The organism is Stenotrophomonas sp. Br8, assembly GCF_014763005.1.
Taxonomy (GTDB): Bacteria; Pseudomonadota; Gammaproteobacteria; order Xanthomonadales; family Xanthomonadaceae; genus Stenotrophomonas; species Stenotrophomonas lactitubi.
Map to the genome: position 1 here is coordinate 143,792 of NZ_JACGTN010000017.1, position 13,268 is coordinate 157,059.

General features: G+C 66.7%; 12 protein-coding genes. 10 read left to right on the forward strand and 2 right to left on the reverse strand.

Annotated features, from left to right (window positions below; translation table 11 throughout):
- Positions 1-60 precede the first annotated feature (60 nt).
- On the forward strand, positions 61-798 hold the full coding sequence (locus tag H3005_RS15825; RefSeq protein WP_100553444.1) for a hypothetical protein: 738 nt from the start codon (positions 61-63) through the stop codon (positions 796-798).
- Between the two features lie 76 nt (positions 799-874).
- Here H3005_RS15825 and H3005_RS15830 read toward each other — a convergent pair whose 3' ends face one another.
- Together H3005_RS15830 and H3005_RS15835 are read right to left on the reverse strand one after the other, a co-directional pair.
- On the reverse strand, positions 875-1,519 hold the full coding sequence (locus H3005_RS15830; protein ID WP_100460222.1) for a hypothetical protein: 645 nt from the start codon (positions 1,517-1,519) through the stop codon (positions 875-877).
- A 237-nt stretch (positions 1,520-1,756) separates the two neighbouring features.
- Positions 1,757-4,183 (reverse strand): penicillin-binding protein 1A, encoded by a 2,427-nt coding sequence (locus H3005_RS15835; RefSeq protein ID WP_100553443.1) that lies wholly within the window; start codon positions 4,181-4,183, stop codon positions 1,757-1,759.
- Positions 4,184-4,400: 217 nt separating this feature from the next.
- On the opposite strand from H3005_RS15835, the gene H3005_RS15840 reads away from it, so the two are divergent.
- The 9 genes from H3005_RS15840 (at position 4,401) to H3005_RS15880 (ending at position 13,262) form a co-directional block, all read left to right on the forward strand.
- Positions 4,401-5,459 (forward strand): pilus assembly protein PilM, encoded by a 1,059-nt coding sequence (locus H3005_RS15840; protein WP_032951624.1) that lies wholly within the window; start codon positions 4,401-4,403, stop codon positions 5,457-5,459.
- A complete protein-coding gene (locus H3005_RS15845) occupies positions 5,459-6,355 on the forward strand; it encodes a PilN domain-containing protein (protein WP_100553442.1) in 897 nt (298 codons plus the stop codon). Before H3005_RS15840 ends, H3005_RS15845 begins: the two co-directional genes overlap by 1 nt.
- Entirely contained in the window at positions 6,352-7,008 is a 657-nt protein-coding gene (pilO, locus tag H3005_RS15850) for a type 4a pilus biogenesis protein PilO (RefSeq protein ID WP_100553441.1), read from the forward strand. Before H3005_RS15845 ends, pilO begins: the two co-directional genes overlap by 4 nt.
- The gene (locus H3005_RS15855) at positions 7,005-7,541 is read left to right on the forward strand and encodes a pilus assembly protein PilP (RefSeq protein ID WP_170919634.1); all 537 of its coding nucleotides are present in this window, start codon (positions 7,005-7,007) and stop codon (positions 7,539-7,541) included. The genes pilO and H3005_RS15855 overlap by 4 nt, the downstream gene beginning before the upstream one ends.
- A 21-nt stretch (positions 7,542-7,562) precedes the next feature.
- The gene (locus H3005_RS15860) at positions 7,563-9,545 is read left to right on the forward strand and encodes a type IV pilus secretin PilQ family protein (protein WP_100553440.1); all 1,983 of its coding nucleotides are present in this window, start codon (positions 7,563-7,565) and stop codon (positions 9,543-9,545) included.
- A 306-nt stretch (positions 9,546-9,851) separates the two neighbouring features.
- Positions 9,852-10,877, forward strand: a complete 1,026-nt coding sequence (locus H3005_RS15865) for a MoxR family ATPase (RefSeq protein ID WP_191078561.1) — start codon at positions 9,852-9,854, stop codon at positions 10,875-10,877.
- 8 nt (positions 10,878-10,885) lie between these two features.
- Positions 10,886-11,815, forward strand: coding sequence for a DUF58 domain-containing protein (locus tag H3005_RS15870; protein ID WP_100553438.1), 930 nt, complete (start codon positions 10,886-10,888; stop codon positions 11,813-11,815).
- Entirely contained in the window at positions 11,812-12,261 is a 450-nt protein-coding gene (locus H3005_RS15875; RefSeq protein WP_100553437.1) for a DUF4381 domain-containing protein, read from the forward strand. Before H3005_RS15870 ends, H3005_RS15875 begins: the two co-directional genes overlap by 4 nt.
- Positions 12,258-13,262 (forward strand): VWA domain-containing protein, encoded by a 1,005-nt coding sequence (locus H3005_RS15880; protein ID WP_191078562.1) that lies wholly within the window; start codon positions 12,258-12,260, stop codon positions 13,260-13,262. Before H3005_RS15875 ends, H3005_RS15880 begins: the two co-directional genes overlap by 4 nt.
- Positions 13,263-13,268: the final 6 nt, after the last annotated feature.

Genomic DNA, 13,268 nt, shown 5'->3' on the forward strand with positions numbered 1-13,268 from the left:
CCCCGGTGTGGTGCGCGTAACGAGCCCCGCCGCGCCGGGGCCATTGCAGAGGAAATTGCGATGTACAGCTTCATGAGCCGTTTCATGACCTACCGGCGCTACTACGTCTGGCGCGCCCGCATCCGCTACGTCACCCACGACATGGATACGTGGACGCTGGCGTGCCTGGTGTTGATGATCTGCATGGGGTTGATGGTGTGGGGGTTCTGGCGCGTGGTGAACGTGCCGCAGCCGCGCATCCATCCGGAAGCCGCCGCCGTGCGGGTGGAAGTGCTGACCGACGAAGCGATCCATCGCATCGTGCTGGTGCGCCACGGCGGCACGACGCCGGGTCATCCCTTCTACAGCGCCGCGGAGATCCGCGGCAGCACCCAGCGCACGCTGCGGGTGCGGCAGACGCTGCAGGACCCGGTACCGATGAAGCTGCAGGCGGACATGTACGCGGATATCGCCGATTACATCAACGCTACCGGTGCCTGCATGCCTTTCCCCTGCCGCCGCGTGAGTTTCCGCATCGAACAGCTGCAGCGGTCGGGACGCGAGAGCGCCGTACGCAACAAGGCGCTGGCCGAGATCCTGCAGGTGCCGTGGTACCTGGTGCCGAATCTTGATGGCGAACGCATGCGCGTGCGCAGTGGCTGGGCGGATGATTTCCAGGACGTGTATTCGCACGCCTGGCACCTGCATGACCTGCAGAAGATGCATGCGCGCATGATGGCCGAGTATCCGTACCGTGCTGCGGTGCCGTGGCTGGCACGATTGGCGACCCCGTCCGAGGAAAAGCTGATCTTCCCGTAGCGCCGAGCCATGCTCGGCTGCTCTCCGCGCAGATCGCGGCAGCCCCGAGCCGAGCATGGGCTCGGCTCTACGCCGGTCATCCGCCGATGTAGGCGGTGATCTCCATTTCGGCCAGCAACTGCCGCAACTGCGTGGCCGACGCCCGGCGCATGGGCTTCTCATCCACCGGCGACAGCGGCGCCTGGCGCAGGGCGTCGTAGGGCAGTACCGCCAGGTCGAAGGTCAATTCTTCGGCGCTGAACACCCACACCGGTACGTCCAGGTTGCGCTCGCGGTCGAGCCGCAGGCGCCGCGTACGCGATTCGGCGGGGATGCGATGTTCGTCCAGGAAGCGATGCACCGCCTCCGGGTCGTCGCTGTGCAGGTGCAGCTGCACGGGGCTGTTTGCGTCGGCGGTGCCGTCCAGCACGGGGCCGGCCAGGCGCGGCGAGAAGCCGTGCAGGAACTCCAGCGCGCGCAACGCGGACTCGCGCCGCCGCTGCAGTTCGTTGCCGTGTTGGGGGCCGGAAAACAGCCGCTGGTACTCGCGCAGGGCCTGTTCGATCTCGACGTTGCGGGGCAGCGAGGCATCGTCGTGGATGCCAAGACGGCTGGCGGCCTTGAGTTTGGCCTGGTGGAAGTCGCGGATTCCGCCTTCGGCCATCAGCCGGGCCGCTTCGTGGGCGAGGCGATGACGCCGTTCGCGGGTCTGGCTGGCAGCATGCTGGTGGGCGCGGTGCATGCGATGACTCCCTGTTGCGACCTGGCCACAGACTAGCGCAGGCATGTGACATCTGCGTGGGTATTTAACGGAGGTGCCAACGAGGGTCGGCGTTTACCCGAGCAAGAGGGTGCCGTTGATGCTGTAGAGCCGAGCCTATGCTCGGCTGTTCTACCGCGGGCCCCCTGAGCCGAGCATGGGCTCGGCTCTACAAAGGGCAGTGCCAACCAAGGTTGGCACCCACCAAGCCTGGCCTTATTAGAAGATATCGAACGCGGCCGCGTCCGCCTGCGGGGTGCTCTGCAGGTTGAGGTCGTAGTCGGTCAGGCGGTCCATGTCTTCCACCTTCACCCACTCCACCGCGCCGTTGAGGGTGGCCTGGACCATGCCGCTCGGCGGTTCGTTCTGCGCGATCGGGGTGTCCTTCAGCGCGGTGCGCATGTAGTCGATCCAGATCGGCAGGGCCGCCTTGCCACCGTATTCGCGGTAGCCCAGCGAGCGGAAGTCGTCGCGGCCTACCCACACGGTGGTCACGTACGGGCCGCCGAAGCCGGAGAACCAGGCGTCACGGTGATCGTTGGTGGAGCCGGTCTTGCCGCCCACGTCCTCGCGGCCAAGCACCTTGGCCTGTGCGCCGGTGCCGCGCTGGACCACATCGCGCATCATCGACACCAGCTGGTAGGCAGTACGTGCGTCGATCGCACGCGGTGCGGTACGCGCATCCGGGTTGACCGGTGCGGCTGGCGTTTCGCTCTTGGCTTCCGCCTTGGCGGCGGCGGTGGCGTCAACCTTGGGTGGCGGGGCACCGAAGTTGAAGCCGTCCACCACCTGGTTCACCGGCTGGTCGCTGCTGCCGGCGCAGTCGCGGCAGGCCATCGCCGGGTTTTCCTTGAACACCAGGTTGCCATCGCGGTCGAGCACCTGGTCGATCAGCCAGGTGTCCACGCGCGAGCCGCCGTTGGCGAACACGGCATAGCCGCGGGCCACCGACAGCGGCGTCAGCGAGGCGGTACCCAGCGACATCGACAGGTTCGGCGGCAGCTCGGATTCGGCAAAGCCGAACTGGCTGATGTACTTGCGCGCGTAGTCCACGCCCATGCCATCAAGCAGGCGCACCGAGACCAGGTTGCGCGACTGCACCAGCGCTTCACGCAGGCGCATCGGGCCACGGAAGCCGCCGCCGTCATTCTGCGGCGCCCAGGTCTTGCCGCGGCGGTCGCGGAACACGACCGGGGCGTCGAGCACGATCGAGGCCGGGTTGTAACCCTTGTCGAAGGCAGCCGCATAGACGAACGGCTTGAAGCTCGAACCCGGCTGGCGACGGGCCTGGGTGGCGCGGTTGAATTTGTTGCCGGAGAAGCTGAAGCCGCCGACCAGGGCCTTCAGTGCGCCGCTGTGGGCGTCCAGCGAGACCAGCGCGGACTGGCCGCGCGGGAGCTGGTCGAGCAGCCACTCGCCCTCCTTGGCACCGGCGCGCACGCGCACGATGTCGCCACGCTGCACCAGCTTGGCCGGGCTCTTGTTGGCCCACTTGGCGGCACCGGCCGGCAGCACGATCTCGCTGCGGTTGGCCAGCACCACGGTGGCGCTGCCGTCAGCGCCGGTACTGGCGACGATCGCCGGCAGCAGGCCGGACTGCGAGAACGTGCCGCGCAGGTGCTCGGCCAGTGCGGCGGCATCATCGCCGGCACCCAGCTGTACCTGCTTCTCCACGCCGTGCCAGCCGTGGCGATGGTCGTACAGCAGCAGGCCGTCGCGCACCGACAGGTTGGCGGCGGTCTGCAGCGTCGCGTCGATGGTGGTGGTGACGTGGTAGCCCTTGTTGACAACGTCGCCACCGAAGCGGGCGATCATTTCCTGGCGCACCAGCTCGGCCACGTAAGGCGCATCCACCTGCACCGGCGGCTCATGCGCGGTGGCGTGCATCGGCACGGCCTTGGCCGCGTCGGCTTCGGCCTGGCTGACGAACTTCAGGTCGGCCATGCGCTGCAGCACATAGTTGTCACGGCGCTGGCGGGCGCGCTCCGGGTTGGAGATCGGGTTGCCCGAGGACGGGAACTTGGGGATGCCGGCCAGCGAGGCCATCTCGTCCAGGTCCAGCTCGCCCAGCTTCTTGCCGTAGTAGAACTCGGCGGCGGCGGCCACGCCGTAGGCGCGGTTGCCGAAGAAACTCTTGTTCAGGTACAGCTCGAAGATCTCGTCCTTGCTCAGCTCGGACTCGATCTTGCGCGCCAGCAGGATCTCGGCCAGCTTGCGGGTGTAGCTGTACTCGGAGCTGAGGAAGAACTGGCGGGCCACCTGCTGGGTGATGGTGGAGCCACCGGGCACGCGCTTGTCGTTGGTGGTGGCCAGCAGCCACACCGCGCGACCGATGCCCTTGTAGTCCACGCCGCCGTGCTCGTAGAAGCGGGCATCCTCGGTGGCCAGGAACGCCTGCTTCAGCTTCTCCGGCACATCCTTCATGGTGATGGGGGTACGCCGGGTCTCACCGAACACCGCCATCAGCTTGCCGTCGGCAGCATAGACGTACATCGGCTCCTGCATTTCCACGTCGCGCAGGGTCTGCACATCGGGAAGCTTGGAAGAAACGGCGTAGTACAGGCCGCCAACGGCGGCCGCTCCGACCAGCGCCAGGACCAGGACAACAAGAAAGATCCAGCGCAGCCAGCGGCGGAGACGGGTCATCGGTGTCAGATTCCGATTGCGAATTTCGTGGTCGCAGAGTATAGATTACGCAAGGTGGCGGCTGGGGCCGGCACTGGGGAGTGCAAGGGGACGCCAGGGGCTGCGTGTTCATCCTGTGAGGGATGTCACAGCAGGGCGGTTGCCATTTGCTAAGAATACGTTATTAATGCGCGGACGCAGCTCTTGCGTCCAAGTGCCCGTCGGCAGGGGAGAAACCGTGGGGCTCATCCCAAAAAGTCAGTCGCCGCTCATTGGCGTCGACATCAGTTCGACTGCGGTAAAGCTGTTGCAGCTTTCCCGCAGCGGCAACCGTTTCCGTGTGGAACATTACGCCGTGGAACCGCTGCCGCCGAATGCGGTGGTGGAGAAGAACATCGTCGAAGTGGAGGCCGTGGGAGAGGCCATCCGCCGGGCGATGAACCGTTCCGGCAGCAAGGCCAAGCTGGCCGCTGCGGCCGTGGCCGGTTCGGCGGTGATCACAAAGGTGATCCCGATGCCGGCCGACCTGGACGAGAACGACATGGAAGCCCAGATCGAGCTGGAAGCGGTCAACTACATTCCGTATCCGATCGAGGAAGTGAACCTGGACTTCGAGGTGATCGGGGCGATCCCGAACAACCCGGAAATGGTCCAGGTGCTGCTGGCTGCCTCGCGTTCGGAAAACGTTGAACTGCGCCAGTCGGCACTGGAACTGGGTGGGCTGCAGGCCAAGGTGATGGACGTGGAGGCCTTCGCGGTCGAGAACGCCTTCGCCCTGGTGGCCAGCGAGTTGCCGGTTTCGGCCGAGGGCGTGGTTGCGCTGGTCGATATCGGAGCCACCATGACCACCCTCAACGTACTGCGCGGTGGCCGCAGCCTGTACAGCCGCGAACAGGTGTTCGGTGGCAAGCAGCTGACCGACGAGATCATGCGTCGCTATGGCCTGAGCTACGAGGAAGCCGGTCTGGCCAAGCGCCAGGGCGGGCTGCCGGAAAGCTACGAGATGGAAGTGCTGGAACCGTTCAAGGAAGCCACGGTCCAGCAGATCAGCCGTCTGCTGCAGTTCTTCTATGCCGGCAGCGAATTCAACCGGGTCGACCACATCGTGCTGGCCGGCGGCTGTGCTGCCCTTGCAGGCCTGCCGGAGATGGTCGAGGAACAGCTGGGCGTGCCGACCGTCGTCGCCAACCCGCTGGCACAGATGACCCTGGGGCCGAAGGTGCAGGCGCACGCGCTGGCCCAGGACGCCCCCGCGCTGATGATCGCGACCGGTCTGGCGCTGAGGAGCTTTGACTGATGGCACGCATCAATCTATTGCCCTGGCGCGCCGAACGGCGCAAGCAACGCCAGCGCGAGTTCGGCATCATGCTGGGCATGGCCGCCCTTGGTGGCCTGCTGCTGTCGCTGTTGATCTGGTTCTACTACGACATGCAGGTCAGCGGGCAGAGCGATCGCAACGCCTACCTGCAGACCGAGATCGACAAGGTCAAGGAGCAGAACAAGGAAATCGACCGCCTTGACGAGCAGAAGAATCGATTGCTGGCCCGCAAGGCCGTGATCGAGCAGCTGCAGGCCAAGCGCTCGCAGATGGTCCACCTGTTCGATGCGCTGGTCCGCACCATCCCCGATGGCGTGGTGCTCACCGCTCTGCAGCAGGAAGGCGACGTGCTGACGCTGGAAGGCCGCACCCAGTCCAACGCCCGTGTCTCGGCCTACATGCGCAACCTGGAAGTCTCTGGCTGGATGACCAATCCGGAGCTGGCGATCATCGAGGCGCGTGAGCCGGACAAGGACAAGGAAGGGCGCGCGACCGGCCCGGTGGCTGACATCAAGGCGTTGCCGTACGTGTTCAAGGTCAAGGTCAAGCTGCCCGCGCAGAGCGAGGAAGCAGCGGCCACTCCAGGCCTGAACCCTGATGGCAGCGTGGCCGGCACCGCGCCGGTGGCACCGACCGTCGCACCGCTCAGCGCAGGGCCCGACGCGGCAGCGCCGGCTGCTGCCGCACCAGCGCCGGGATCGACGCCGGCACCGGCAGCCACGCCTGCAACTGCTCCGGCACAGGCCCCGGCACCGGCGGCAGCACCTGCGCCGGCCAAGCCAGCGCAGGCCGCACCCGCACCCAAGCCTGAGGGCAGCCGCCTGGCGCAGCCGCCGCAGGCCTTCCACGCCCCGCTGCAGGGGGATCGCGCATGAGCAAGAAAGTCGACATCAAGAACCTGGACTTCAACGACATCGGCAACTGGCCGAGGAACGCGAAGATCGTGTTCTGCTCGCTGATCGCCCTGGTCATCATGTTCGTGCTTTGGATGCTGCTGGTCAGCGGCAAGCGCGAGGAACTGGCCGGTCTGGAGTCGCGGGAAACCGAACTGCGTGCCGAGTTCACCAAGGAACAGGAACGCGCGGTCAACCTGGAACCGTTGAAGCAGCAGCTGGCACAGATGGAGCAGGTCCTGCAGCAGATGCTGCGGCAGCTGCCGAGCAAGACCGAGATGCCTGACCTGATCATCGACATCTCGCAGACCGCACTGTCCAGCGGCCTGGCCAACGAGCTGTTTGAACCCGAGCAGGAGCAGATCAAGGAGTTCTACGCCGAGAAGCCGATCAAGCTGCGGATGGTGGGTAGTTACCATCAGTTCGGTGCCTTCGTCAGCGGCGTGGCCTCGCTGCCGCGGGTGGTGATCCTGACCATGCACGACATCAACCTCAAGCCCAAGGACAAGACCGGCGGCAACATCCGTGCCGGTGCGCTTGAACTGTCCGGTACGGTCAAGACCTACCGTTACCTGGATGAGGCCGAGGTCGAGGAACAGCAGAAGGCTGAAGCGGGCAAGGAGGCGAAGAAGTGATCCGTTCCTTCATTGCACGTGGTGGGATGGCGTTGACGGTGCTGCTGCTGGCCGCCTGCGGCCGCGGCGTGACCAGCACGCCGGGTGATGCGCCCAACCTGGAAAAGTGGGTCGAAAGCGAGCGTGCGCGACCGGCGCAGCCGCTGGAGCCGCTGCCGGTGATGCAGCAGTTCGAGACCTTCGAGTATTCCGCGCAGGGCATGCGCGATCCGTTCACCGATGCCTGGACCAACCCGCAGCAGGGGAATGGGGGACTGCGGCCAGATCCGAACCGACGCAAGGAGCCGATGGAAGGCTTCCCGCTTGACGCGCTGGACATGGTCGGCACCATCGGAACAGGCGCCGGCACCGTGGCGCTGGTGATGGGGCCGGACAAGGTGACCTACCGGGTGCGTCCCGGCGGTTACCTGGGGCAGAGCGACGGGCGGGTCACCGCGGTCTTCGAAGACCGCGTGGAGCTGATCGAACTGGTGCCGGATGGCGCGGGTGGCTGGCTGGAACGTCCAGCAACACTCGCGCTGGAAGATCAATGATCGTTTACTGGGGATAGCACGATGACCTTTCACCAAGCCAAGGGGCTGCGTCCCATCCGGCGCTCTACCTTGAACCGCATCAGCGCGCTGGGAGTCGCGTTGATGCTGGCCTGCGCTCCGGCGCTGGCCGCCGCACCGTCGGAAAAGCCGACCGGCACTGCGCTGGCGGCGACGCCGGCCGCTGCGCCGGCAGGCCTTTCGGTCGCACGCATCGACTTCAAGCGTGGCGATGACGGCGCGGGCCGCCTGATCCTGCAGTTCGACGGCCAGGGCGCCATGCCCGACCTGCGCAGCCAGGGCAACAGCGTGGTTGTCGATGTCGGCAACGCACGCCTGCCGGCCAATCTGCAGAAGCCGATGAACGTCACCGACTTCGCCACCCCGGTGCAGCGCATCGACGCCAAGCCGTCCGGGGCCGGCACCCAGCTGGTGCTGAGCACCGGCGGTCCGGTCGAGTCACTGGCCTACCAGAGTGGCAACGAGTATGTGGTGGAGATCAGCCCGCGGCAGGCCCAGGCCGCCGTTGGCGCCGTCACTGCCGGCAGCGTGACCCAGGCCGCCAAGGGCGTGCCGCAGCGCGGCTACGCCGGCAAGCCGGTGACCTTCAACTTCCAGGACGTGCCCGTGCGCACTGTCTTGCAGCTGATTGCCGAAGAGTCGAATCTGAACGTGGTGGCCTCCGACTCGGTGCAGGGCAATGTGACCCTGCGCCTGGTCAACGTGCCGTGGGACCAGGCGCTGGATATCGTGCTGCGTGCCAAGGGCCTGGACAAGCGTCGTGACGGCAGCGTGGTGTGGGTTGCGCCGCAGTCCGAGCTGGCCAAGTTCGAGCAGGAGAAGGAAGACGCTCGCATCGCGATCGAGAACCGCGAAGATCTGATGACCGACTACGTCCAGATCAACTATCACAGTGCCACACAGATCTTCAAAGCACTGACCGAGGCCAAGGGCATCGGCGGCTCCGGTGGTGGCGGCGGTGGTGGTCAGGGTGGCAGCGGGTCGGCGTCGCAGGAAGACAGTGGTTTCCTGTCCGCGCGTGGCCGCATCGTCGCAGACGAACGCACCAACACGCTGATGATCAGCGACATCCCGAAGAAGATCGCGCGGATGCGCGAGCTGATCAACGTGATCGACCGCCCGGTCGACCAGGTGCTGATCGAGAGCCGCATCGTCATCGCCACCGATACCTTCGCCCGCGAACTGGGTGCCAAGTTCGGCGTCAGCGGCAGCCGCGACAACGTGTACTTCAGCGGCAACCTGGAAGCCAACGCCAAGACCCGCCAGTCGCAGGTGGACGCCAACAACGCCAATGCGAAGGCTGAGCGCGACTGGATCGCCGGTGGCCGCGTGGGTCCGCCGCCGGTGTCGGTCGGTTCGGCCATCACCCGCGGGCTGAACTGGAACCTGCCAGTGGCAGCGGCCAGCAATCCGGGCTCGCTGGCATTGTCGATCCTCAACGCGGGCTACCTGCTGGACGTCGAACTGTCGGCCATGCAGGAAGAATCGCGCGGCGAAGTGATCTCCAACCCGCGCGTGGTCACCACCAATCAGCGTGAAGCGTTGATCAAGCAGGGCAAGGAAATCGGCTATGTCACCATCAGTGGTGGCGGTGCCGGCGGTGCAGCTACCCCGAACGTGCAGTTCAAGGAAGTGGTGCTGGAACTGAAGGTCACCCCGACGATCACCAACGACAACCGCGTGTTCCTCAACATGGCGGTGAAGAAGGATGAGGTCGAAAGCTACATCGTGCTGGAAGGCTACGGCCAGGTGCCCAACATCAACCGCCGCGAGGTCAATACCGCCGTGCTGGTGGAAGATGGGCAGACCGTGGTGATCGGTGGCGTGTATGAGTTCACCGACCGCAACAGTGTCAGCAAGGTGCCGTTCCTGGGCGACGTGCCCTTCCTCGGCAACCTGTTCAAGAAGCGCGGTCGCAACAAGGACAAGGCCGAACTGCTGGTGTTCGTGACCCCGAAGGTCCTGCGCGTGGCGCGCCAGAACTGAGACGTTGCACCTGTTGCATCCGACCGGGGCCGCCACGTGCGGCCCCGCGTCGTTTGCGCCAGTAGATCCACGCCATGCGTGGATGGGTCAGTAGATCCACGCCATGTCCCTCCAGTAGATCCACGCCATGCGTGGATGGGCGAGTAGATCCACGCCATGTCCCTCCAGTAGATCCACGCCATGCGTGGATGGGTGAGTAGATCCACGCCATGCGTGGAGGCTGTTCAGCCGTTCTTGATGCCAGCAGCCGGACGGCCTGCGATGATGTGGGGAACCCGAGCCATCCTGCGCCGGTCAAAGGCCCCCATGAACCTGCCTCCGCCGATGCCCGAATCCATTTCTCCGCCGCCTGCCCCCGTCACCTCGCGCCTGCATGCCGCTTTCAGCGACCTGCGAGATGCACTGTCGGCCGAGATCGTCGGTCAGGCGGCGCTGGTCGAACGCCTTCTGATCGCCTTGCTGGCCGATGGCCACCTGCTGGTGGAAGGTGCACCGGGCCTGGCCAAGACCACGGCCATCCGGGCCTTGGCGGCGCGGCTGGAAGCAGACTTCGCACGGGTGCAGTTCACCCCGGACCTGCTGCCTTCCGACCTGACCGGCACCGAGATCTGGCGCCCGCAGGAAGGGCGTTTCGAGTTCGTGCCGGGGCCGATCTTCCACCCGATCCTGCTGGCCGATGAAATCAACCGCGCGCCGGCCAAAGTGCAGTCCGCGCTGCTGGAAGCGATGGGGGAACGCCAGGTCACCGTCGGCCGCCACACCTACGCGCTGCCATCGCTGTTCCTGGTGATGGCCACGCAGAATCCGATCGAGCAGGAAGGCACGTTCCCGCTGCCGGAAGCGCAGCTGGATCGTTTCCTGATGCACGTACGCATTGGTTATCCGGACCAGGCGGCCGAGTCGGAGATTCTGCGGCTTGCCCGCGAGCGTGCCCGGGGTGCGCTTGGCGAGGCCGCAGCGGCGCCGGAAAAACTGCCGATGCAGGATGTCTTCGACGCGCGCCGCGAGGTGCTGGAGCTGCACATGGCCCCCGCGCTGGAGCGCTATCTGATCGAACTGGTGCTGGCCTCGCGCGACCCTTCGCGCTACGACGCCTCGCTGGCGCGCCGTATTGCCTGGGGCGCCAGCCCCCGTGGCTCCATCGCACTGGAACGATGCGCACGGGCGCGGGCGTGGTTGGCTGGGCGTGATTTCGTCACCCCCGACGACGTGCGTGCCGTGGCCGCCGATGTGCTGCGCCACAGGGTCCTGCCCAGCTATGAAGCCGTCGCCGAAGGGTGGGATGGTGAGCGCCTGGTGCAGGAGCTGCTGGCCCGGGTACCGGCACCCTGAGTGCGCGCATGACCGGCACGACCAACGGACCTGCTCCGGGTACCAGCGAAGGCGATGGTCTGCGACCGCAGTTGGCCGAGCTGGTGGCATTGCGGCGCCTGGCACAGCTTCCGCCACCGCCTCGTCGAGGGCGAGCGGGCAGTGCAGGCCAGGCACCTTCGCCGCTGCGCGGACGCGGCATGGAATATGCAGAATCACGCGAATACGTGGCGGGCGACGACGCGCGCCACATCGACTGGCGCGTCACCGCGCGCACCGGTCGCACGCACACCAAACTGTTCCAGGCAGAACGCGAGCGGGTCACCCTGATCATTGCCGATACGTCGCCTGCGCTGTACTTCGGTACCCGCGTGCGCTTCAAGTCGGTGCAGGCGGCGCGCGCCGGTGCCGTCGCGGCATGGTCCGCACAGCGTCGCGGCGATCGCATCGGTGCATTGCGCGGCAGTGATCGTGAGGCACCGATCGCACCGGCCGGCGGTGCGCGCGGTGTACTGCGCGTACTCGACGCACTCACGCGCTGGTACGCGCAACCACCCGCCGATGACCTCGGCCTGGAGCGCGCGCTGGACCATGCCGGGCGGGTGCTGCGCCCCGGCGCGCGGATGCTGGTACTGGCCGATCCGCAGCAGGCGATCCGCATTCCGCCGGCGCGCTGGAGCGCACTGGCCCAGCACCATGACCTGAGTCTGCTGCTGCTGGTCGATCCGCTGGAGCTGCAGCCGCCAGCGGCGCCCCTGCAGTTTCTCGCCGCACAGCAGCGCATCGGCCTGGACCTGCGTCGCAGCGATGTGCAGGCGCACTGGCAAGCGCATTTCGTCGAACCGCTGCAGCAGCTGCGCTGCCAGCTTGCCGCACGTCGCGTCGATGTGCAGGTGCTTTCCACCGATGCGGCCAGTGATGCCTGGCTGGCGCCGGCACCGACGGAGGTGCCGGCATGAGTGCCTCCCTGCCACTGCGTGATGTGCAGTTGCCGGCCTCGCCAGCGTGGTGGCCACCCGCACCTGGCTGGCTGATGCTGATCGCACTGGTTCTGCTGTTGCTGGCAATCGTTGCTGCGCTGGCCTGGCGTCGGCGCCGCCGACGCCAACAGTGGATGCGAGTGTTCGATCAGGAGATTGCGGCAGTGAACGGCGCGCCGTCGGAACTGGCAGCCATCGCCAGCCTGCTGCGGCGTGCGGCGCGTCAGGCACGCCCGGGCAGCGAAGCACTGCGCGATGACGCGTGGTGGCAGCATGTCGATCCCAAGGACACCCTGCCGCCTGCGCAGCGCAATCTGTTGGCCGAGGGTGCCTATCGTCCTCACGTGGATGCCGCTGCCGTGGCCGACGTGCGCGCGTGGGCGCGTGCGCGTTACCTGGCGTTGCTGCAGGAGCGCCGACGATGAGCGCGCTGGCAGCTTACTGGCCGTGGCCGGATCTGCAGCTGGCGTGGCCGCTGGCACTGCTGGCACTGCCGTTGCCGATCCTGATGTACGCGTGGAAACGGCGTGCCGACCCGGGCGCGGCGCTGCGCGTGCCCTACGCCGCTGCCGAGCTGGAAGCACTGGCTGGCGGCGGTCGTGTCGGCGTTTCCTGGCTGCGCAGCGGCTTGCTGTGGCTGGGCTGGCTGGCGCTGTGCGTGGCGATGGCGCGTCCGCAGCAGCTGGGTGAGGCAATCACCCCGCCGCAGGAAGGCCGGCAGATGATGCTGGCAATGGACGTGTCCGGCAGCATGAGCGAGCCGGACATGGTGCTCGGCGCACAGGCGGTAGAGCGCCTGACCGCTGCCAAGGCGGTATTGGCCGATTTCCTCGACCGTCGTGCCGGTGATCGCGTCGGCCTGCTGGTGTTCGGTGATCGTGCCTACACGCTCACACCGTTGACTGCGGATCTGTCCAGCGTGCGTGATCAACTGCGCGACAGCGTGGTCGGTCTTGCCGGGCGCGAGACGGCCATTGGTGATGCCATCGCGCTGGCGGTCAAACGCCTGCGCAACCAGCCCGAAGGGCAGCGTGTACTGATCCTGCTGACCGACGGCGTCAGCAACGCCGGCGTGCTGGAACCCCTGCGCGCCGCCGAGCTGGCACGTGCCGAAGGCGTGCGCGTGCACACCGTGGCCTTTGGCAGCGACGGTAGTGCGCGGTTCTTCGGCATTCCCGTGGCCGCCGACCGCGACCCGGTGGACGAGGCAACACTGCGCAGGATCGCCGAGATGACCGGCGGCCGCTTCTTCCGTGCGCGTGACACCGACCAGCTGGTCGGCATCTATGCCGAACTGGACCGGCTGGAGCCGATCGCCGCGAAGGGGCCGACACTGCGTCCGCGCAACGAGCGCTATGCGTGGCCGCTGGCTGTCGCCTTGTTGCTGGGCGCGTTGGCGAGGGTATGGCCGGAGCGCCGCCGATGAGCGCCA

Bases quoted from the DNA above. Each gene is read 5' to 3' on its own strand.
- H3005_RS15825 (WP_100553444.1), top strand. From the start codon at position 61: ATGTACAGCTTCATGAGCCGTTTCATGACCTACCGGCGCTACTACGTC.
- H3005_RS15830 (WP_100460222.1), bottom strand. From the start codon at position 1,519: ATGCACCGCGCCCACCAGCATGCTGCCAGCCAGACCCGCGAACGGCGT.
- H3005_RS15835 (WP_100553443.1), bottom strand. From the start codon at position 4,183: ATGACCCGTCTCCGCCGCTGGCTGCGCTGGATCTTTCTTGTTGTCCTG.
- H3005_RS15845 (WP_100553442.1), top strand. From the start codon at position 5,459: ATGGCACGCATCAATCTATTGCCCTGGCGCGCCGAACGGCGCAAGCAA.
- pilO (WP_100553441.1), top strand. From the start codon at position 6,352: ATGAGCAAGAAAGTCGACATCAAGAACCTGGACTTCAACGACATCGGC.
- H3005_RS15860 (WP_100553440.1), top strand. From the start codon at position 7,563: ATGACCTTTCACCAAGCCAAGGGGCTGCGTCCCATCCGGCGCTCTACC.
- H3005_RS15865 (WP_191078561.1), top strand. From the start codon at position 9,852: ATGAACCTGCCTCCGCCGATGCCCGAATCCATTTCTCCGCCGCCTGCC.
- H3005_RS15870 (WP_100553438.1), top strand. From the start codon at position 10,886: ATGACCGGCACGACCAACGGACCTGCTCCGGGTACCAGCGAAGGCGAT.
- H3005_RS15875 (WP_100553437.1), top strand. From the start codon at position 11,812: ATGAGTGCCTCCCTGCCACTGCGTGATGTGCAGTTGCCGGCCTCGCCA.
- H3005_RS15880 (WP_191078562.1), top strand. From the start codon at position 12,258: ATGAGCGCGCTGGCAGCTTACTGGCCGTGGCCGGATCTGCAGCTGGCG.